This window comes from Paenibacillus sp. FSL R5-0749 (assembly GCF_038595085.1).
GTDB lineage: Bacteria > Bacillota > Bacilli > Paenibacillales > Paenibacillaceae > Paenibacillus.
This window is the reverse complement of sequence record NZ_CP152005.1, coordinates 5,203,723-5,218,982: the sequence shown is the minus strand read 5'-3', so window position 1 is coordinate 5,218,982 and position 15,260 is coordinate 5,203,723. Positions and strand designations below refer to the sequence as shown.

The 15,260-nt window shown below is 46.7% G+C and carries 17 protein-coding genes; 13 read left to right on the top strand and 4 right to left on the bottom strand.

Going from position 1 to position 15,260, the window contains the following annotated elements:
* Positions 1-92 precede the first annotated feature (92 nt).
* From MKY85_RS23285 to MKY85_RS23270, 4 genes are all read left to right on the top strand, one after another.
* Positions 93-758, top strand: a complete 666-nt coding sequence (locus MKY85_RS23285; protein WP_339236992.1) for a TetR/AcrR family transcriptional regulator — start codon at positions 93-95, stop codon at positions 756-758.
* 38 nt (positions 759-796) lie between these two features.
* The gene (locus MKY85_RS23280; RefSeq protein WP_339236990.1) at positions 797-1,588 is read left to right on the top strand and encodes a DUF4097 family beta strand repeat-containing protein; all 792 of its coding nucleotides are present in this window, start codon (positions 797-799) and stop codon (positions 1,586-1,588) included.
* A 41-nt stretch (positions 1,589-1,629) separates the two neighbouring features.
* The gene (locus tag MKY85_RS23275; protein WP_339236988.1) at positions 1,630-1,800 is read left to right on the top strand and encodes a hypothetical protein; all 171 of its coding nucleotides are present in this window, start codon (positions 1,630-1,632) and stop codon (positions 1,798-1,800) included.
* A gap of 136 nt (positions 1,801-1,936) precedes the next feature.
* The gene (locus MKY85_RS23270) at positions 1,937-4,117 is read left to right on the top strand and encodes a UvrD-helicase domain-containing protein (protein ID WP_339236986.1); all 2,181 of its coding nucleotides are present in this window, start codon (positions 1,937-1,939) and stop codon (positions 4,115-4,117) included.
* 125 nt (positions 4,118-4,242) lie between these two features.
* Here the strand turns inward: MKY85_RS23270 and MKY85_RS23265 are convergent, their stop codons facing one another.
* Both MKY85_RS23265 and MKY85_RS23260 read right to left on the bottom strand, forming a co-directional pair.
* Positions 4,243-5,145, bottom strand: coding sequence for an EamA family transporter (locus tag MKY85_RS23265; RefSeq protein ID WP_342570879.1), 903 nt, complete (start codon positions 5,143-5,145; stop codon positions 4,243-4,245).
* Positions 5,142-5,885, bottom strand: coding sequence for an SDR family NAD(P)-dependent oxidoreductase (locus MKY85_RS23260; RefSeq protein ID WP_342570878.1), 744 nt, complete (start codon positions 5,883-5,885; stop codon positions 5,142-5,144). The genes MKY85_RS23265 and MKY85_RS23260 overlap by 4 nt, the downstream gene beginning before the upstream one ends.
* A gap of 136 nt (positions 5,886-6,021) precedes the next feature.
* On the opposite strand from MKY85_RS23260, the gene MKY85_RS23255 reads away from it, so the two are divergent.
* The 4 genes from MKY85_RS23255 to crcB (MKY85_RS23240) are packed head-to-tail and all read left to right on the top strand — an operon-like array spanning position 6,022 to position 9,050.
* A complete protein-coding gene (locus MKY85_RS23255; protein WP_342570877.1) occupies positions 6,022-6,909 on the top strand; it encodes a LysR family transcriptional regulator in 888 nt (295 codons plus the stop codon).
* 42 nt (positions 6,910-6,951) lie between these two features.
* Positions 6,952-8,259 (top strand): replication-associated recombination protein A, encoded by a 1,308-nt coding sequence (locus tag MKY85_RS23250; RefSeq protein ID WP_342570876.1) that lies wholly within the window; start codon positions 6,952-6,954, stop codon positions 8,257-8,259.
* Between the two features lie 33 nt (positions 8,260-8,292).
* Positions 8,293-8,694 carry a fluoride efflux transporter CrcB gene (gene crcB, locus MKY85_RS23245; RefSeq protein ID WP_342570875.1) on the top strand — a complete coding sequence of 134 codons (402 nt, stop codon included), beginning with the start codon at positions 8,293-8,295 and terminating at the stop codon, positions 8,692-8,694.
* On the top strand, positions 8,691-9,050 hold the full coding sequence (crcB, locus tag MKY85_RS23240; RefSeq protein ID WP_342570874.1) for a fluoride efflux transporter CrcB: 360 nt from the start codon (positions 8,691-8,693) through the stop codon (positions 9,048-9,050). Before crcB (MKY85_RS23245) ends, crcB (MKY85_RS23240) begins: the two co-directional genes overlap by 4 nt.
* Positions 9,051-9,180: 130 nt before the next feature.
* Here the strand turns inward: crcB (MKY85_RS23240) and mnmA are convergent, their stop codons facing one another.
* Positions 9,181-10,305, bottom strand: coding sequence for a tRNA 2-thiouridine(34) synthase MnmA (gene mnmA, locus MKY85_RS23235; RefSeq protein WP_150364602.1), 1,125 nt, complete (start codon positions 10,303-10,305; stop codon positions 9,181-9,183).
* A 321-nt stretch (positions 10,306-10,626) separates the two neighbouring features.
* Between mnmA and MKY85_RS23230 the strand changes: the two genes are divergently transcribed.
* Positions 10,627-11,046, top strand: a complete 420-nt coding sequence (locus MKY85_RS23230; RefSeq protein WP_062835876.1) for an Rrf2 family transcriptional regulator — start codon at positions 10,627-10,629, stop codon at positions 11,044-11,046.
* Positions 11,047-11,287: 241 nt separating this feature from the next.
* Here MKY85_RS23230 and MKY85_RS23225 read toward each other — a convergent pair whose 3' ends face one another.
* Positions 11,288-11,683, bottom strand: a complete 396-nt coding sequence (locus MKY85_RS23225; protein ID WP_342570873.1) for a hypothetical protein — start codon at positions 11,681-11,683, stop codon at positions 11,288-11,290.
* A 131-nt stretch (positions 11,684-11,814) separates the two neighbouring features.
* On the opposite strand from MKY85_RS23225, the gene MKY85_RS23220 reads away from it, so the two are divergent.
* The 4 genes from MKY85_RS23220 to MKY85_RS23205 all read left to right on the top strand — a co-directional run bounded on the left by MKY85_RS23220 (position 11,815) and on the right by MKY85_RS23205 (position 15,234).
* On the top strand, positions 11,815-12,966 hold the full coding sequence (locus tag MKY85_RS23220; protein WP_342570872.1) for a cysteine desulfurase family protein: 1,152 nt from the start codon (positions 11,815-11,817) through the stop codon (positions 12,964-12,966).
* 164 nt (positions 12,967-13,130) lie between these two features.
* Complete coding sequence (locus tag MKY85_RS23215; RefSeq protein ID WP_339236963.1) at positions 13,131-13,652, top strand: PRC-barrel domain-containing protein; 522 nt, start codon at positions 13,131-13,133, stop codon at positions 13,650-13,652.
* A 10-nt stretch (positions 13,653-13,662) separates the two neighbouring features.
* Entirely contained in the window at positions 13,663-13,872 is a 210-nt protein-coding gene (locus MKY85_RS23210; protein ID WP_017686815.1) for a hypothetical protein, read from the top strand.
* A gap of 294 nt (positions 13,873-14,166) precedes the next feature.
* Positions 14,167-15,234, top strand: coding sequence for an AI-2E family transporter (locus MKY85_RS23205; protein WP_253440170.1), 1,068 nt, complete (start codon positions 14,167-14,169; stop codon positions 15,232-15,234).
* The last annotated feature ends 26 nt before the right edge of the window (positions 15,235-15,260 follow it).

Here is a 15,260-nt window from a genome sequence, read left to right as displayed (position 1 = left end):
CTTTTTGTTTGATTTGATCCCTCATATTTACAATAGATCCAACATAACCTATATTATAGATACCGACCGTTGGTATGTATAAGGAGGGCATTATGGCCAGAAATAAATACCCTGAGCAGACACTGGACCTGATTCTGGCAGTCTCAACTCAAATGTTTACCGAAAAGGGATATGAAAAGACCAGTATTCAAGACATTATAGATGAATTAGGTATGTCCAAAGGTGCAATATATCATCATTTCAAGTCCAAGGAGGATATCCTTAGTGCAGTGATGGAGAAGGAGCTTGGGCGGGCAGAAGACATGTTTATGGAACTCATCCAGAACACGCATGCTCCGAATGCCAGACAGAAGCTCATCAGTATTTTGGAAAATATTATTGTTGATCCTGGCATTCAGTCTAACTCCATTGATCAGGTTCTAAGCACTCAGATCAAGAATCCACAGTTTGTACTTGGTGGAATCAGGAAGGGTGTTCTAAAAGACGCACGAATTATTGCCAATATCATGGAGCAAGGCAAGAGTGATGGATCGATCTCTGTCGAATATCCGCTGGAATGCGCTGAAATCTTCATGCTACTCGTTAATATCTGGATCAACCCTCTTCTTTTTGGACGGGATGAGGCACAGACATTGGAAAGACTCAAGTTTCTACAGCACATGATGAAGCTTTTGGGAGTGGATATCGTAAGTGAACAGCTTATTCAACGTATTACCAATCGGCATGCCAGCACGGGAGGTTATGTGAATCCGGAGTAAGCACACACACATGCTTGTTTGAAATGGAGATGGGAACGATGTTCAAAAATAGTGAGCTTGCCCTATGCAAGAGCCTAGATATTGATCAATCCATTCATGATATACAGCTAAATTGGTTATCAGGAGATATCAGCATTCTTCCGAGTGTGGATGAACTGATTCACGTCACGCAATATGCGGATGTGTGGTTCTCCAAGCGAAGACTGATGCAAGTTGACATACGTGGAGGAACCTTAAACATCGTAGACGGAAGAAAGATGAGAGGTCTCATCGGGTTAAATATAGGTCGAACAGCATTGAAAATTCATCTACCAGCTCGGGTTTATAAACGTATTTTGCTAAACTCCACAGGAGGACAACTCCGGTTGAATCGACTTCTGGCCACTCGCTGTCAATGTAAGATCACCTCAGGTCGTGTAGAATTGTCAGGGAAGATGGGTGAGCTTGAATTGTACGCAGTGGCATCCACAGTGAGTGGACAACATCTTTGTGCAGATAAATTCAATCTTCAATCCACTTCAGCCAAAATCGACATTTCGGGAGAATTCCGTCACTTGCAATTTACCATTACAGGCAGAAGTTTAAATATGGAATGTCTTAATATGCCGGAGAGCTTGTATTCCGTATCCACGGGGGGACAGGCAGTAGTCTCCATTCCAGATAACGAAGGTTTCCAAATTATACTTAAAGAAAGATCAGGAGCACTTAAAAGTGAATTTGATTTGACTCCCCTTCACGGGGACAGCAATAATCTAATACACAAAAGTGGAAAAAGTGAATTCCAAGTGGATATTCGAGGAGGAGCTTTTCATTTAAAACACAGGAAATAAGAGACTAATCGTGTGTACTGAAAACAATGGGGGCAGATATCATGGCTGGTTGGATCGTAGGAATTAGTTTTTCCACCATCGTATTGCTAATTGGGATTTACGGCGTATTGAACAGCAGGCACAGGCAGACCAGAAACAAGTGGGCCTGGTGGTTTATTTTGTTTGGTTGTTGTGCGCTTGTCAGTGCCATCATTAATTATCAATTCAGATGAGCCTCATATATTACAAAAGTAAGCCTACAAAACGGATGTGGCTTTCAATTGCCCTATGTGATATAGTAAGTATCCTTTTGTATTTCCAGATCTAGGTGATGCAGAGCAAAACATATTCTTAGGAGGTAACTGAAACATGTCAGACAGCTTTCAAAGTGCCTATCAAGAAGAAGAGTACAGGTTAGAGCGAACGATGGAGGAAGTGGACAGTCAGTTGCAACGACTGCAAAATATTCCGGTGTATACCGGCCACGACTTCACAGAACAAGTGCTGGAAGCTGGACGCGAAGAGCGCCGCACCGCCTTGTCCAAGAGCGCGCAGCAACCCTATTTCGGACGCTTGGATTTCGAAGAACAGGGCAGTGGTGCACGGAAACCGCTGTATATTGGCAAAGTCGGCGTAGACCGCGAAGAGGTGGGAGAGCATCCGCTCGTCATCGACTGGCGTGCTCCTGTCGCCAGCCTGTTTTACTCATTTACAGGAGGCGAAGCCTCCGCAACGTATGAAGCCCCAGAAGGGCTAATTGAAGGTCTGGTGTACCTGAAACGAAACGTTGTCATTCGACAGCGGATATTGGAACGTGTGGCGGATACATATAACCGTGACAGCGACCAGCCAGCGGTATCTGATGAATTCCTCGTTTATCGTCTGGGAGAGAACAAGGATAACAAGCTCCGTGACATCGTATCTACGATTCAGGCGGAGCAGGATCTGATCATTCGTGCGGCGAGAAACACCGCATTGATCATTCAGGGTGTGGCTGGATCCGGGAAAACAACGGTTGCCCTGCATCGGCTGGCCTTTTTGCTGTATCAGTACAAGGAGCAGGTATCTGCGGAGAAAATGGTTATTTTTGCACCCAACCACATGTTCCTGGATTACATCTCGGATGTGCTCCCGGAACTCGGAGTAGGGGACATCCAGCAACGGACATTCCCGGATTGGGCGATGAACCTGCTGGGGCTGGAGATGCCTTTGGCGAATACGTCAGATACGCTCAACACCTGGTTCGAAACACCAGATGCACGGCCTGAATTGAATGATGATGTACCTGGACGGTATAAAGGATCGATCCGTTTCATGGAACTTATTCGAGAGTGGCTGTCGGGGATGGAAGCGGACTCCGTACCGGATATGGATTTCAGCCCATGGGATGGTAAGGTGCTTAGCAAGACGGAGATTGAGAACTGGTTTGGTGAGGAATACAAACATTATCCGCTGGCCAAACGCAAAGAACGGGTCATGGCGCGGGTTCACCGCTGGATTGAGATGGAACTTAAGAAACCGATGCCAGAAGCTGTGCGTAAAGAACGCAAGAAAAAAGCATCTACTCGTGAGAAAGCTTATGCCAAAAAATGGCCTCAATACGAGCCGCTTACGTTATACAAACAGCTGTTCAAAGCTGCAAAGGGTGGCACAGTGCCAACCTCGCTCAGCGGGCTTATTCCAAAATTGGTCATGAAACAAACGGCAGCAGATCTGAAGCAGGATATCGTCCGTGAAGAGGATCTGCCTGCATTGGTATACATCCATACATTGGTTCATGATATTGAGGGTTCGGAGCGGTTCGATCATGTCGTAATCGATGAAGCGCAGGACTTTTCCCCTTTTCATGTGGCGTTATTGGATCAGTTCGTCAAAGGGCATTCCTTCACCATACTGGGTGACTTGTCCCAGGGGATTCATGAGTACCGTGGTGTTCATGCGTGGGATGAGATGAGTTCTCTGTTTCCTGAGGAGCAGAATGCATACTTTGCATTGACCCGAAGTTATCGTTCAACGATGGAAATTATCGACTATGCCAATACGATTCTGGAACGTGGTGTCAAGAGCGGAATTACGGCGATCCCTGTTTTCCGTAGTGGTGATCCGGTTCGGACATTGGCTTATGGAGGCGATGGGCGGACGGCGAGTCTGGAGCAGGCTTTGAAGGTGTTAACGGTCAAAGACTACCGAACGGTCTCCATCCTGACCCGTACCCTGCATGAAGCAGAGGAACTTCATCGTGAACTGCAGGCCGCAGGCTGGGATCTGAACCTGATCGACGGTGGCAAAAAGCAGTACACGGGCGGACACTCCGTTTTACCTGTTTATCTGTCCAAAGGGTTGGAGTTTGATGCCGTTATCGTGGCAGACGTAGATCAGAAGCATTATCTGCCGAATGCCGGTGATGCAAAGCTGCTGTACGTGGGGTGTACACGGGCCTTGCACGAATTGTGGCTCTTCCATGATGGTGATTTGCCAGAGTACGCGGCCGCAACACATAATCCGGGCGGCGAGCCCGTAACTATTCAGGGTTGGCCAGAACTTGGGTGAATAAAGTCTGTTAAACATTAAAAGGCATGACGTTCATGGGGAAATGTCCCATAAGCGCATGCCTTTTCTGCATTTGTGCAAGAATGCTTAAACCTCTGAGAAAGAACGACAGTGGAAGTTTAGGGTTATGTTACCCTATTTCCCATTCTGGACGAGCGACGGTTCACCAGGAATATGCCGATAGCAATGAGTAAACCACCTGCCAATGCAAACCACTGGACATGTTCTCCCAGCAAGATCCAACTCGACAATACACCAAAGAATGGTGCCAGGAACAGATAGGAACTGGTTTGAGCCGGATCACTATGTTGCAGCAAATAAAACCAAAGCGAGAATTGCATGATGGAGCAAACAAGCGTTAACCAGAGCAGTACGATCACCGAGGTGGTATTCACTATAAAGTGAGGATGTTCAGTCCATACGCTCAGTAGAAGAAGCGCAGCACCTCCCGCGAGCATCTGATAGGCTGTTAAGACAAAAGTATCGTAGTCATCGCCCCAGCGTTTGATAAGCATTGTGGACACGGCAAAGGAGATCGCACCACCGAATCCAATCCAGGTGCCAGGACTAAAACTCATCTGCCATCCAAAGGTTAACATAATCCCCATGAAACCGAGCATAACACCGATCCACTGACTGAAGCGGTAGGTCAGTCTATATAAGAAAGCACTGAGGATAATGACCAGCAACGGATTGGTAAATGTAATAATGGCCGATTCGCCAGAGGTAATCCAGTTCATGCTGTAGTAGGCGCAGCCCATCACTCCTGCGGATTGGAACAGGCCAATAAGGATTATTTTCAACCAAGACTGCCACTGGGTAGGTAATGGGCGTTTACGTAGATACCAGGCCATCAAGCTGCCTGCCAGTACATAACGTAGACCCATGAGCAGGAAAGGTGGAGCATATAACATACCGATCTTGCCGACTGGAAACGAAGTACCCATGATTAGCGTTGTCAGAATGATCAAAATTGTATACTTCAAGGGTTGGATGGTGCGGATACCTTTTTCATGTCTGGAGTTCATAACGTTTGTCCACTATCTACAGTAATGAGCTGCCCGGTCATGGATTGCTGTTCAAGCGCAGCACATATCATGTGTGCGATATCCTCAGGCGAGGCAATTTTCTGCAATAATACTTCTCCACTGAGACGATGCATTCGCTCCTCGTTTCCAGCCCACCACCTTGTAGCAACTGCGCCAGGGACGATAGCATTCACCCGAATGTGTGGTGAGAGTGCATGCGCAAGGGATAAGGTCAGGCCGTGAACTGCCGCTTTGGAGACGGAGTAAGGGAGGGATGAGCCAGAACCCGTACTGCCTGCAATGCTGCCCAGATTCACGATGGAACCCCCACCAGCCTGTCTCATGCCTTCCGTCACTGCACGCACGCAATGAAACATGCCTTTCACATTCACATCCACCAGCTCATTCCAGACGTCATCTGTAACAGACTCCAGATCGTGCATGGGGATGTGATGCGTGATTCCGGCGTTATTTACAAGTGCAGTAATTGGGCCATAGGTTTCAGTTATTGTGGTGACCATGCGCCGGACATCAAGATCATTGGCAACATTAGCTTGAACGGCGAATGCATGGCCGCCCGTATCCAAAATGTGTTGAACAGTCTCGCTTGCTGCATCTTTGGAGCGCGAATAGTTGACGGCGACCAACGCTCCACGCTTAGCCAGCATTAGACTTACAGCACGGCCTATGCCTGTTCCGCCACCTGTGATCAAAGCAACTCTATTTTTCCAGTATGTCATGCTGAACACTCCTTATCATCATCCAGTCAGAGGACTGGTTAGGGATCTACATGAATTGTAGTCCGGTTTGCACATGAAGTATAATGATTGGTAATGAAGTGGATATCATTTTGAATGATGTCAGAGTGGGGGGACCATGGAGAGCGGGGATCTTAGAATATTTCAGTGTGTTGCACAGGAAGGGAATCTGACCAAAGCTGCTGCTAAACTGGGGTATGTTCAATCCAATGTAACGGCACGTATCAGGCATCTGGAAGCAGAAGTGGGTACAACGTTGTTCATTCGTCATAACCGGGGCATGACGTTATCTCCAGCCGGAGAGATGCTGCTGACGTATGCGGATAAAATTATTGGTTTGCTGAATGATGCTTCCAAGGCACTACGGGCGACGAGCACACCATCGGGTCCGTTGCGAATAGGGTCTACTCAGACGGCAGCAGCAGTTCGTTTACCTGAGCTTTTTGCAAAATATTATCAACAGTATCCCGAGGTGTCCTTGTCACTGGCTACGGGTAATTCGCAGATGCTTATTGATCAAGTTATTGGGTATGAAATGGAAGGGGCTTTCATTGGTTGTTCCTGTGATCATCCCGATATCGAGTCCATCGATGTATTTGATGAAGAGTTATTTGTGGTCTCGTCGGGTGTGGGGCCCGAAGAAGAGCTTACCCGTAAGCCGATCCTTGTCTACAGCATGGGATGCTCCTACCGACAGATTTTAGAGGAGTGGTTGAACTCAAGTGGGGTAAATCGTCCAGTGATTATGGAGTTTGGAACGCTGGAGGCGATTATTAGTGGAGTGACGTCCGGAATGGGGATTTCTCTGTTACCAGAGATTGTGATTCGGCAGCAAATCGCAAATGGAAATCTTCGCAAACATTCGCTCCCTTCTGGCATAAGTAGAATGATGACTCGTTTTATTACACGCAAGGATGCGTTTGTCAGCAGTGCGCTTGGCGCATTTATAGCTATGTTACCACGGGAGTATGATATGATAGAGAGTGGTAATACATCAGAAGTGTAAATGTACACATGTTAAGGCAATCCGTTAAGGAAGTGATAAGCAATGGATTTATTTTCGTTTCAGCAGGACTCCAAACCACAAGCCAGATTGCTCGCGGACCGCATGCGGCCAGAGCATCTGGATGAATATATTGGACAGGAACATATTATTGGACCGGGGAAATTACTACGGCGCGCCATCGAGGCGGATCAGATTTCGTCCATCTTGTTATATGGCCCTCCGGGATGTGGCAAGACAACCCTGGCACATATTATTTCTCAGCAAACGCAGGGACAGTTCGTTCGCCTGAATGCAGTGGAAGCTTCTGTCAAGGATGTGCGTGAAGTCATCGAACAGGCGCAAACGAACAAACAGCTGTATGGAACCAAAACCATTTTGTTCCTCGATGAGGTGCATCGGTTTAACAGCTCACGTCAGGATGCGTTATTGCCAGCGGTAGAGAAGGGCACGATTATTTTTATCGGCGCGACGACAGAGAATCCCTTTCATTACGTCAATGGGGCCCTAATGAGCCGTTCAACTCTGTTCCAGCTAGAATCGCTGAACAAGGATCATTCCCTTATTGCGATGCGCAGAGCATTGAGTGATGCGGACAAAGGTCTGGGGTTCATGGAATTACAGGCAGACGATGAGGCGCTTGAGCATATTGCCACGATGGCCAATGGGGATATTCGGCGTGCGCTTAACGCACTTGAACTGGCTGCGTTGACGACGCCACCGGAGAAGGATGGCTCCATTCATATTACGCTTGGTGTAGCTGAAGAGTCTATTCGGCGCCCTATTGTGAAGGCCGATGAATCTACCCAGTATGATGTGCTGTCTGCTTTTCACAAGAGTATCCGGGGTTCTAGTGATGCGGCGCTGTTCTGGTTTTTATACGCGGTGGAGAAGCTCGGTATGGACCCAATGACCTTCATCCGGCGTCTGATTGCAGCGAGCAGTGAAGACATTGGACTTGCGAACCCGCAAGCCATGACCCAGGCCATTGGAGCACTTGATGCATACCGGAATAACGGCTGGCCCGAAGCCAAGCTGAACATCGCACAAGCGATTCTGTTCGCGGTCGAAAGTCCAAAATCCAATGCGGTATACACCGCCATCTCCAAAGCCATGAACGCCATTGATGAAGTGAAATTGGCAGAAGTTCCGCTGCACTTGCGAGATACGCATTATTCGGGTGCCGTGAAACTTGGACATGAGGGCTATCAATATCCGCACAATTACTCGGGGCATTATGTGAAGCAGGAATATTTACCAAAACAGCTTTCACGTAGAGTATTCTATGAGGCAACGGAACAAGGCAACGAATCGAAGATCAGGCTGAACCAACAGCGGCGCAGGGAATTTTAAGAACAGACAGATCAATCGGGAGATGCACACAACATGAAAGAGCTTATGTATATAGGAGCGGGTGGATTTCTTGGGACATTAACCCGATATGCCATACAGTTAGCGATACCAACTGTCCATGGGGGGTTCCCTTGGGCAGTGCTGCTAATCAATGCAATGGGAAGTCTTTTTTTAGGGTGGTTCTTTACCATCGCTATTCCAGGCAAAATAACACCACAACTTCGACTGGCGATTGGCACAGGTTTTACCGGCGCATTTACGACGTTCTCCACGTTTACATTGGATATTGTTCGTTTATCCGAAGGGGGCGAATGGGTGAATGCCGTCCTTTATATGATCGCAAGTGTGTTAGCAGGATTAATGCTTTGTGCGTTGGGAATGAGCATCGGACAGCGTATGTTGGGAACACCAAGACAAGAGGGTGATGCCTCATGATCTTATGGATTGGTTTGGCTGGTGTACTGGGGGCTGTACTGCGTTTCAGTCTGGGAAAATGGGTCTCGGGCTTGCTGGGAACGGCTTTTCCATGGGGGACATGGATCATTAACATCAGTGGTTCATTGTTGCTGGGGCTGTTATACGGGTGGCATCAATCGGTAATGATCTCAGATGTAATCTGGGTGATCTGGGGAACCGGATTCTGCGGTGCGTTCACCACATTCTCCACTTTTGGCTATGAAACGTTAGGACTTATGGGTCGTCAACGATACGCTAGCGCCGCGCTCTATGTCGTCAGTTCGGTTGGAGTTGGGGTGTTGGCCTCCTTGGCAGGATTCTGGTTGACTGCATAACGAACTATTTTTATTTTTTTTGCAAAGAAAAGCAGGAAAAAAGCCATCCTTCATGGTATACATGAAAGACGGCTTTTTTAATAGGGATACACGGTATTGTGTATAATCCGCATTTTATGGACAAGCTCTATTATTGCATTGCGGGTACAGGTACCTTTTGCACCTGATCGATCGTACCCCCACCCAGACAGATTTCTCCGTCGTAGAAAACAACGGCTTGTCCTGGCGTGATGGCTTTTTGCTGCTGATCAAATTGCACGTCCACACTTCCATCTTCCTGCCAGGTCAGTGTAACACCTTGATCCGGCTGACGATAGCGGAATTTGGCAGTACAACGGTATGGCACATTAGGCATGTGCTCTGTACCAGCAATCCAGTTCACACCCGTTGCGGTTAGACCAGTGGAGTACAGGCTTGCATGGGCATCGCCCTGAACAACAAGCAGTTGATTTTTCTCCAGATTCTTGTCTGCAACGAACCAGGGCTCACCATTGCCTGAACCACCAATGCCAAGACCTTGGCGCTGTCCAAGTGTGTAGTACATCAGACCATCATGGCGGCCTTTGACTTCACCGGTCACGATATCAACCATGTCTCCACCTTTGGCAGGCAGATAGTTACTCAGGAACTCTTTGAAATTACGCTCACCGATGAAGCAGACACCTGTGCTGTCTTTTTTCTTGGCAGTATACAAGCCAGCCGCTTCTGCAATTTTGCGTACTTCCGGTTTGGGCAAGTGACCAATCGGGAACATGGCTTTGGACAACTGGTTCTGATTGAGTGCGTTAAGGAAATACGTCTGGTCCTTATTGTTGTCCACACCGCGCAGTAGTTTGAATGTGCCATCTTCTTCAATCAGACGAGCATAGTGTCCTGTAGCTACATAATCTGCGCCGAGATCCAGAGCTTTGTTCAGGAATTCACCAAATTTGATCTCACGATTACACATGACATCCGGATTTGGCGTGCGACCCGACTTATATTCATCAAGGAAATAGGTAAATACTTTATCAAAATATTCTTTCTCGAAGTTGACAGTGTAGTAAGGAATGCCGATCTGTTCGCATACGCGGCGTACATCCTCTGAATCTTCTTCAGCGGTACAGTGGCCGAACTCGTCGGTGTCATCCCAGTTTTTCATGAAAATGCCGATGACATCGTAACCTTGTTCTTTCAGCAGCAACGCGGTAACAGAAGAATCGACACCTCCGGACATGCCAACGACGACCCGTGTATTTTCAATTGTTTTGGACATCGTTATCACCATTTCTATATATAAATGTGTTTCGTTTCTTATTCTAGCATAACCGGACCCAAGATACGATACACCCGGCCAATTTTGGATAGTGTCCACCACAGACGCACATTTTGGAATATCGTCAATCTTTCTTTTCCATAAAGCATGCAGATATGTTAACATTAGCTGAGGGTTATGATCGGAATACGGAGAATTAGAAAGTTAAAAATGAGTTCTATGAATCTCTGCTGTGGACAGATCGTGAAACAAATGGTCATGGACTACAGGATACAATATAAAGTTTCCAATCGTTACTGAAAATTGAAAGAGGTGACTCCTTTGAAAATATCGACAAAAGGCCGTTACGGCCTCACAATCATGATGGAGCTTGCTGCCAGAACAGGCGAAGGCCCTACATCACTTAAGAGCATTGCCGAGCGCAACCAGCTTTCGGAGCATTACCTGGAGCAACTGATTGCTCCACTACGTAATGCAGGACTGGTGAAGAGCATTAGAGGTGCATACGGCGGTTATATCCTTGCAGGTGATCCTGCAACCGTAACTGCAGGTGATGTCATCCGTGTACTGGAAGGGCCAATCTCTCCAGTAGACTTCACAGAGGAAGATGATCCGGCGAAGCGTGATCTATGGTTGCGAATCCGTGACGGTATTGCGGAAGTGTTGGATTCCACAACACTGAAAGACCTGATTACATTCCAGGATCAAGAGAAAAAAGATAGCTACATGTTCTATATTTAGGGTCATTATTCGCATCGCAGAAGACACACTAAAGCCCCCAACTAGGGGGCTTTAGACATGCCAATAGAGATATTTCAAGAAGTCTGATCTTCTCGGTATTGAAAAGCAGACTCTTTGAACACGCACCAATGGGTACTTTGTTCTACCATTTCTACAGATCACTTCAGGGAAGTAAGGACTATGTATTCAGCCGCGGATTTACAAGTTGGTGAAGTGTGAGTTTAACGGGATATCTTGTGAATCAGCGACTTTTTAAAGTTTCTATATCAGCTTCCATGCGTAACTGACGGCGATTCAAAATATCAATGCTGTGCTGATGGGTATTCAATTCGGTAGTTACTTTGCGTTCAGAGGCGGAGTGGGAAGCGTCAAGCCGTTTCGTAACGGTCAATGTTTCCAGAACAGCTTGTTGAAGAAGTGGGATGTTCTTGGTTTGTTCCTCTATAGTGTCCAATCTGCTATCCATGGTATCCAATCTACCATCCATGGTATCAAATCTACCATTCATGGTGTCTAATCTACTTTCCATGGTAATTAGTCTGTCTTCCATCTTTTCAAGACGTACGTCGATGCTGTCGAATCGTTTGTCCATTTGTTGAAGTTGATTCAGAATCTGCCCGAGAATGGGATCACTCATGTCTCTCTCTCCTTTTTGAAATGGATATAGAACATTATACACGAAGATGCGACAATAGAGCATCCATTTCAATTTCCAATTTGACAGTACGCCATGAGATAGAAATTTAACATATAACGGGGTGGAAATAAATGAAACGAATTTATTTGGATCACGCCGCATCGACACCTATGCATCCACAAGTCGCAGAAGCGATGATGAACGTCATGACAGGACAATTTGGCAATGCATCAAGTATCCATGCCTTTGGGCGTGAAGCCAAACGGACTGTCAGCGGAGCAAGGGATGTCATTGCGGCGTCTTTGGACTGTTTCCCGGACGAATTGGTGTTTACCGGAGGTGGCACGGAGAGCGACAATCTGGCGATTTTCGGAGCAGTCTCAGCAAGGCAAGATCAGAGGAAACATGTCATTACGACCGCAATTGAGCACCATGCTGTTTTGCATACGTGTCAGGAATTGGAGCGGCAAGGTTATGAAATAACCTATCTATCTGTGGATCGTCACGGTCGAATAAATCTGGATGAATTGCAAGAGGCCATCCGGCCGGATACGGTTCTGATTACCATGATGTTTGCCAACAATGAAGTGGGCACCATTCAGCCGATCCGTGAGGTCGGTGAGCTTGCACGTAAACACAATATTCTGTTCCATACTGATGCAGTTCAGGCTCTGGGTAGCCAGGATATTTCCTGTAAGGAACTTCCTGTGGACCTGATTAGCTTCTCAGCGCATAAAATCAATGGGCCTCAGGGTGTCGGTGTACTCTATGTACGGCGAGGAATCGTGTTGGAAGCAAGAGCCCACGGTGGGTTGCAAGAACGTCAGCGGCGCGCTGGTACGGAAAATATCGCAGGTATTACCGGATTTGCAGAGGCTCTCAAGATTTCATCAGCTCAAAAGGAGACGCATCGTCAGCATGATTTGAAATTGCGCAAACTTTTGTTGGAACAGCTTGAAATCCATGTGGGGACGGAGCACTTTCATGTGAATGGACACGCGGAGCATACGCTGCCGAACATCCTGAATATCAGCTTTCCGGAAGTGTCCACAGAGACGATGTTAATGAATTTGGATATGGAAGGGATTGCTGTTGCAAGCGGTTCTGCCTGCACTTCCGGTTCACTTGAAGTCTCTCATGTGCTCAAAGCGATGAAACTGCCTGAAACATTTTTACATTCTGCGATTCGTTTTAGCTGGGGATTGGGTAATACTACGGAAGAAATCATGATAACCGCCGAAAAAATTGGAACCATTCTTGGACGACTGCGTAATAGACCCTAAGGGGAACTTTACACATGGAACAGAAGGAGGGAAGAAGTTCCATTTCATCGGTTGGATAGAAGCGGTTTTGATGATCGGCGTCTGATTGCCACTCATCAACTTTGGGCATACCTAGCAATAGCGCCGCGCCTATTTAATGATAAGAAGATGAGGGGGACCCAGCGATGAAGCTTCAGGAAATGATCGGACTTGCCGTTTTTGATGTGGAGGACGGGAAGCAGGTCGGTAAAATCCAGGATTTCATTGTGAATGATGATTGGCAGATTGAAGGCATTGAACTTGAGAACAAAGGCCTGTTTACCAATCATGTCAAAATCGTGCAGTGGCAAGATATCGTTGCCTACGGCGAAGATGCCGTCATGATCCGTAATCAACAGGCTGTCCGCAAGACGGGAGCCGACGACATAAAATACACGTACCTCCTCGGTCGGTCTAAATTGAAGGAGATGTCCGTGCTCACCGAAGAAGGTTTGCTGCTTGGGCGTGTCTCCGATGTTTATTTTGACCAAGAGTTGGGAAATACAATAATAGGGATTGAAATTACGGACGGTTTTGTGTCCGATCTGATCGAGGGCCGCAAATGGCTGCCATGTACAAGCGATATGTCTATCGGGGAAAGTGCCATTATGGTACCGTCTCTGAGTGAACAGCGCTTGGAAAATGCCATTCATTCTGTTAATGGATAGGTGAATGAATATGAAATGTCCAAACTGTAGTTCCAAAGATATCGGGAAAATTGGTTCCCACCAGTTTTATTGCTGGGGATGCTTTATCGAATTAACGGTAAACGGTGAGAAAATGTCTGTATATCAAGTGGAAGAAGACGGTACGCTGAGCTCCCTGGATGATCTGTTTTTCGGGGACGAGCTGCCACAAGACTTCCCTCATCTTCACGCTTCTTCTTAATAAGCAGGATAACTTCCTCTATATGCGGTTTCATGACAATGCATGTCATGGGATGCTGTCGTTATATGATGGCACATGTATATAGATGCGGTTACATAATGGTTCGGGTTGCACATGTATGATTATATGCTACCCTTTACTGCAAAATGCGCTTCCTTCTCTGATGAAGGAGGCGTTTTTTTGGGTTTAAGAAAAAATGTTCGAATTGCTCCTTCCACTTCTGCGCTGTGTTAATAAATTTTACCTTTCCTACATATACTGACTCTCAGAGCCAGTCCAAAAGGAGAGATACAAGTGGAGCAATTAACCAAAAACAAGCTGTTCCGTTATGCGATCTGGCTGCTGCTCGGATTAATTATTCTATATTTTATTTGGTTGCTGCGGCCTTTACTGCTTCATATATATGCATTCCTGAAAACAGTGCTGGCACCCTTTATCGTAGCTCTTATCATATCCTATGTACTTAATCCGATTGTCAGCATGCTGGGAGGGCGCAAGGTGCCGCGTACGATTGCGGTACTGCTCATATATGCCTTTTTCCTGACCTGCATCGGTGTCATTCTGATGAATGTGATTCCGGTATTGATTGAACAGCTGGAGGAACTCAACGAGCATATGCCGGAGCTGTCCATGCGTGCCCAGAGCCTGATGAACAATATGGATCACAAATTAATGCCGCCAAGTGTGCGAACAGGCATGAACAGTTGGTTCTTTCAGATGGAGGATCGACTAACTCAGGGCATTACCGTGCTTATGGACAATATCGGGGCGACCATTAATGTGTTATTCAATGTATTCATCGTGCCATTTCTGATATTTTATATGTTAAAAGACTTTGAGGTGTTTGAGCGCACTATAGTGGCATATCTCCCGCGTTCACGCCGTAAAGCGATTGTCTCCGTGATGAAAGAAATCGATACTGCACTGGGGAACTACATTCGGGGCCAGTTTATTGTCTGTGTTATTGTTGGCATCTTTGCCTACATTGGTTATATCGTCATTGATATGCCATATGCCCTGCTGCTTGCAAGCATTGTAGCTGTGTTTAATATTGTGCCTTACTTGGGGCCGTTCCTTGGTGCTGCTCCTGCTGTGGTCATGGCATCAACCGTGTCGTTTAAAATGGTGCTACTTGTGGTCATTGTGAACACCCTGTGCCAAGTGCTGGAGAGTAACGTTATCTCTCCTCAGGTTGTGGGACGTACGTTGCATTTGCACCCACTGTCCATTATATTTGCACTGCTCGTCGGAGGCGAACTGGCAGGCATTGTAGGTTTAATTCTGGCAGTACCCGTTTTTGCCGTACTAAAGGTGATTGTGCAACACTTTTTCGCCTATTACATCAAACGTAGGATCGACTGATAAATAGGGTTACAACAACAGCTAGC

Coding starts and splice junctions, on each gene's coding strand:
- MKY85_RS23275 (WP_339236988.1), top strand. CDS start 1,630: ATGGCTGGTTGGATCGTAGGAATTAGTTTTTCCACCATCGTATTGCTA.
- crcB (WP_342570874.1), top strand. CDS start 8,691: ATGATCTTATGGATTGGTTTGGCTGGTGTACTGGGGGCTGTACTGCGT.
- MKY85_RS23285 (WP_339236992.1), top strand. CDS start 93: ATGGCCAGAAATAAATACCCTGAGCAGACACTGGACCTGATTCTGGCA.
- MKY85_RS23265 (WP_342570879.1), bottom strand. CDS start 5,145: ATGAACTCCAGACATGAAAAAGGTATCCGCACCATCCAACCCTTGAAG.
- MKY85_RS23260 (WP_342570878.1), bottom strand. CDS start 5,885: ATGACATACTGGAAAAATAGAGTTGCTTTGATCACAGGTGGCGGAACA.
- MKY85_RS23250 (WP_342570876.1), top strand. CDS start 6,952: ATGGATTTATTTTCGTTTCAGCAGGACTCCAAACCACAAGCCAGATTG.
- MKY85_RS23215 (WP_339236963.1), top strand. CDS start 13,131: ATGAAGCTTCAGGAAATGATCGGACTTGCCGTTTTTGATGTGGAGGAC.
- MKY85_RS23255 (WP_342570877.1), top strand. CDS start 6,022: ATGGAGAGCGGGGATCTTAGAATATTTCAGTGTGTTGCACAGGAAGGG.
- MKY85_RS23220 (WP_342570872.1), top strand. CDS start 11,815: ATGAAACGAATTTATTTGGATCACGCCGCATCGACACCTATGCATCCA.
- MKY85_RS23225 (WP_342570873.1), bottom strand. CDS start 11,683: ATGAGTGATCCCATTCTCGGGCAGATTCTGAATCAACTTCAACAAATG.
- MKY85_RS23280 (WP_339236990.1), top strand. CDS start 797: ATGTTCAAAAATAGTGAGCTTGCCCTATGCAAGAGCCTAGATATTGAT.
- MKY85_RS23210 (WP_017686815.1), top strand. CDS start 13,663: ATGAAATGTCCAAACTGTAGTTCCAAAGATATCGGGAAAATTGGTTCC.
- mnmA (WP_150364602.1), bottom strand. CDS start 10,305: ATGTCCAAAACAATTGAAAATACACGGGTCGTCGTTGGCATGTCCGGA.
- crcB (WP_342570875.1), top strand. CDS start 8,293: ATGAAAGAGCTTATGTATATAGGAGCGGGTGGATTTCTTGGGACATTA.
- MKY85_RS23270 (WP_339236986.1), top strand. CDS start 1,937: ATGTCAGACAGCTTTCAAAGTGCCTATCAAGAAGAAGAGTACAGGTTA.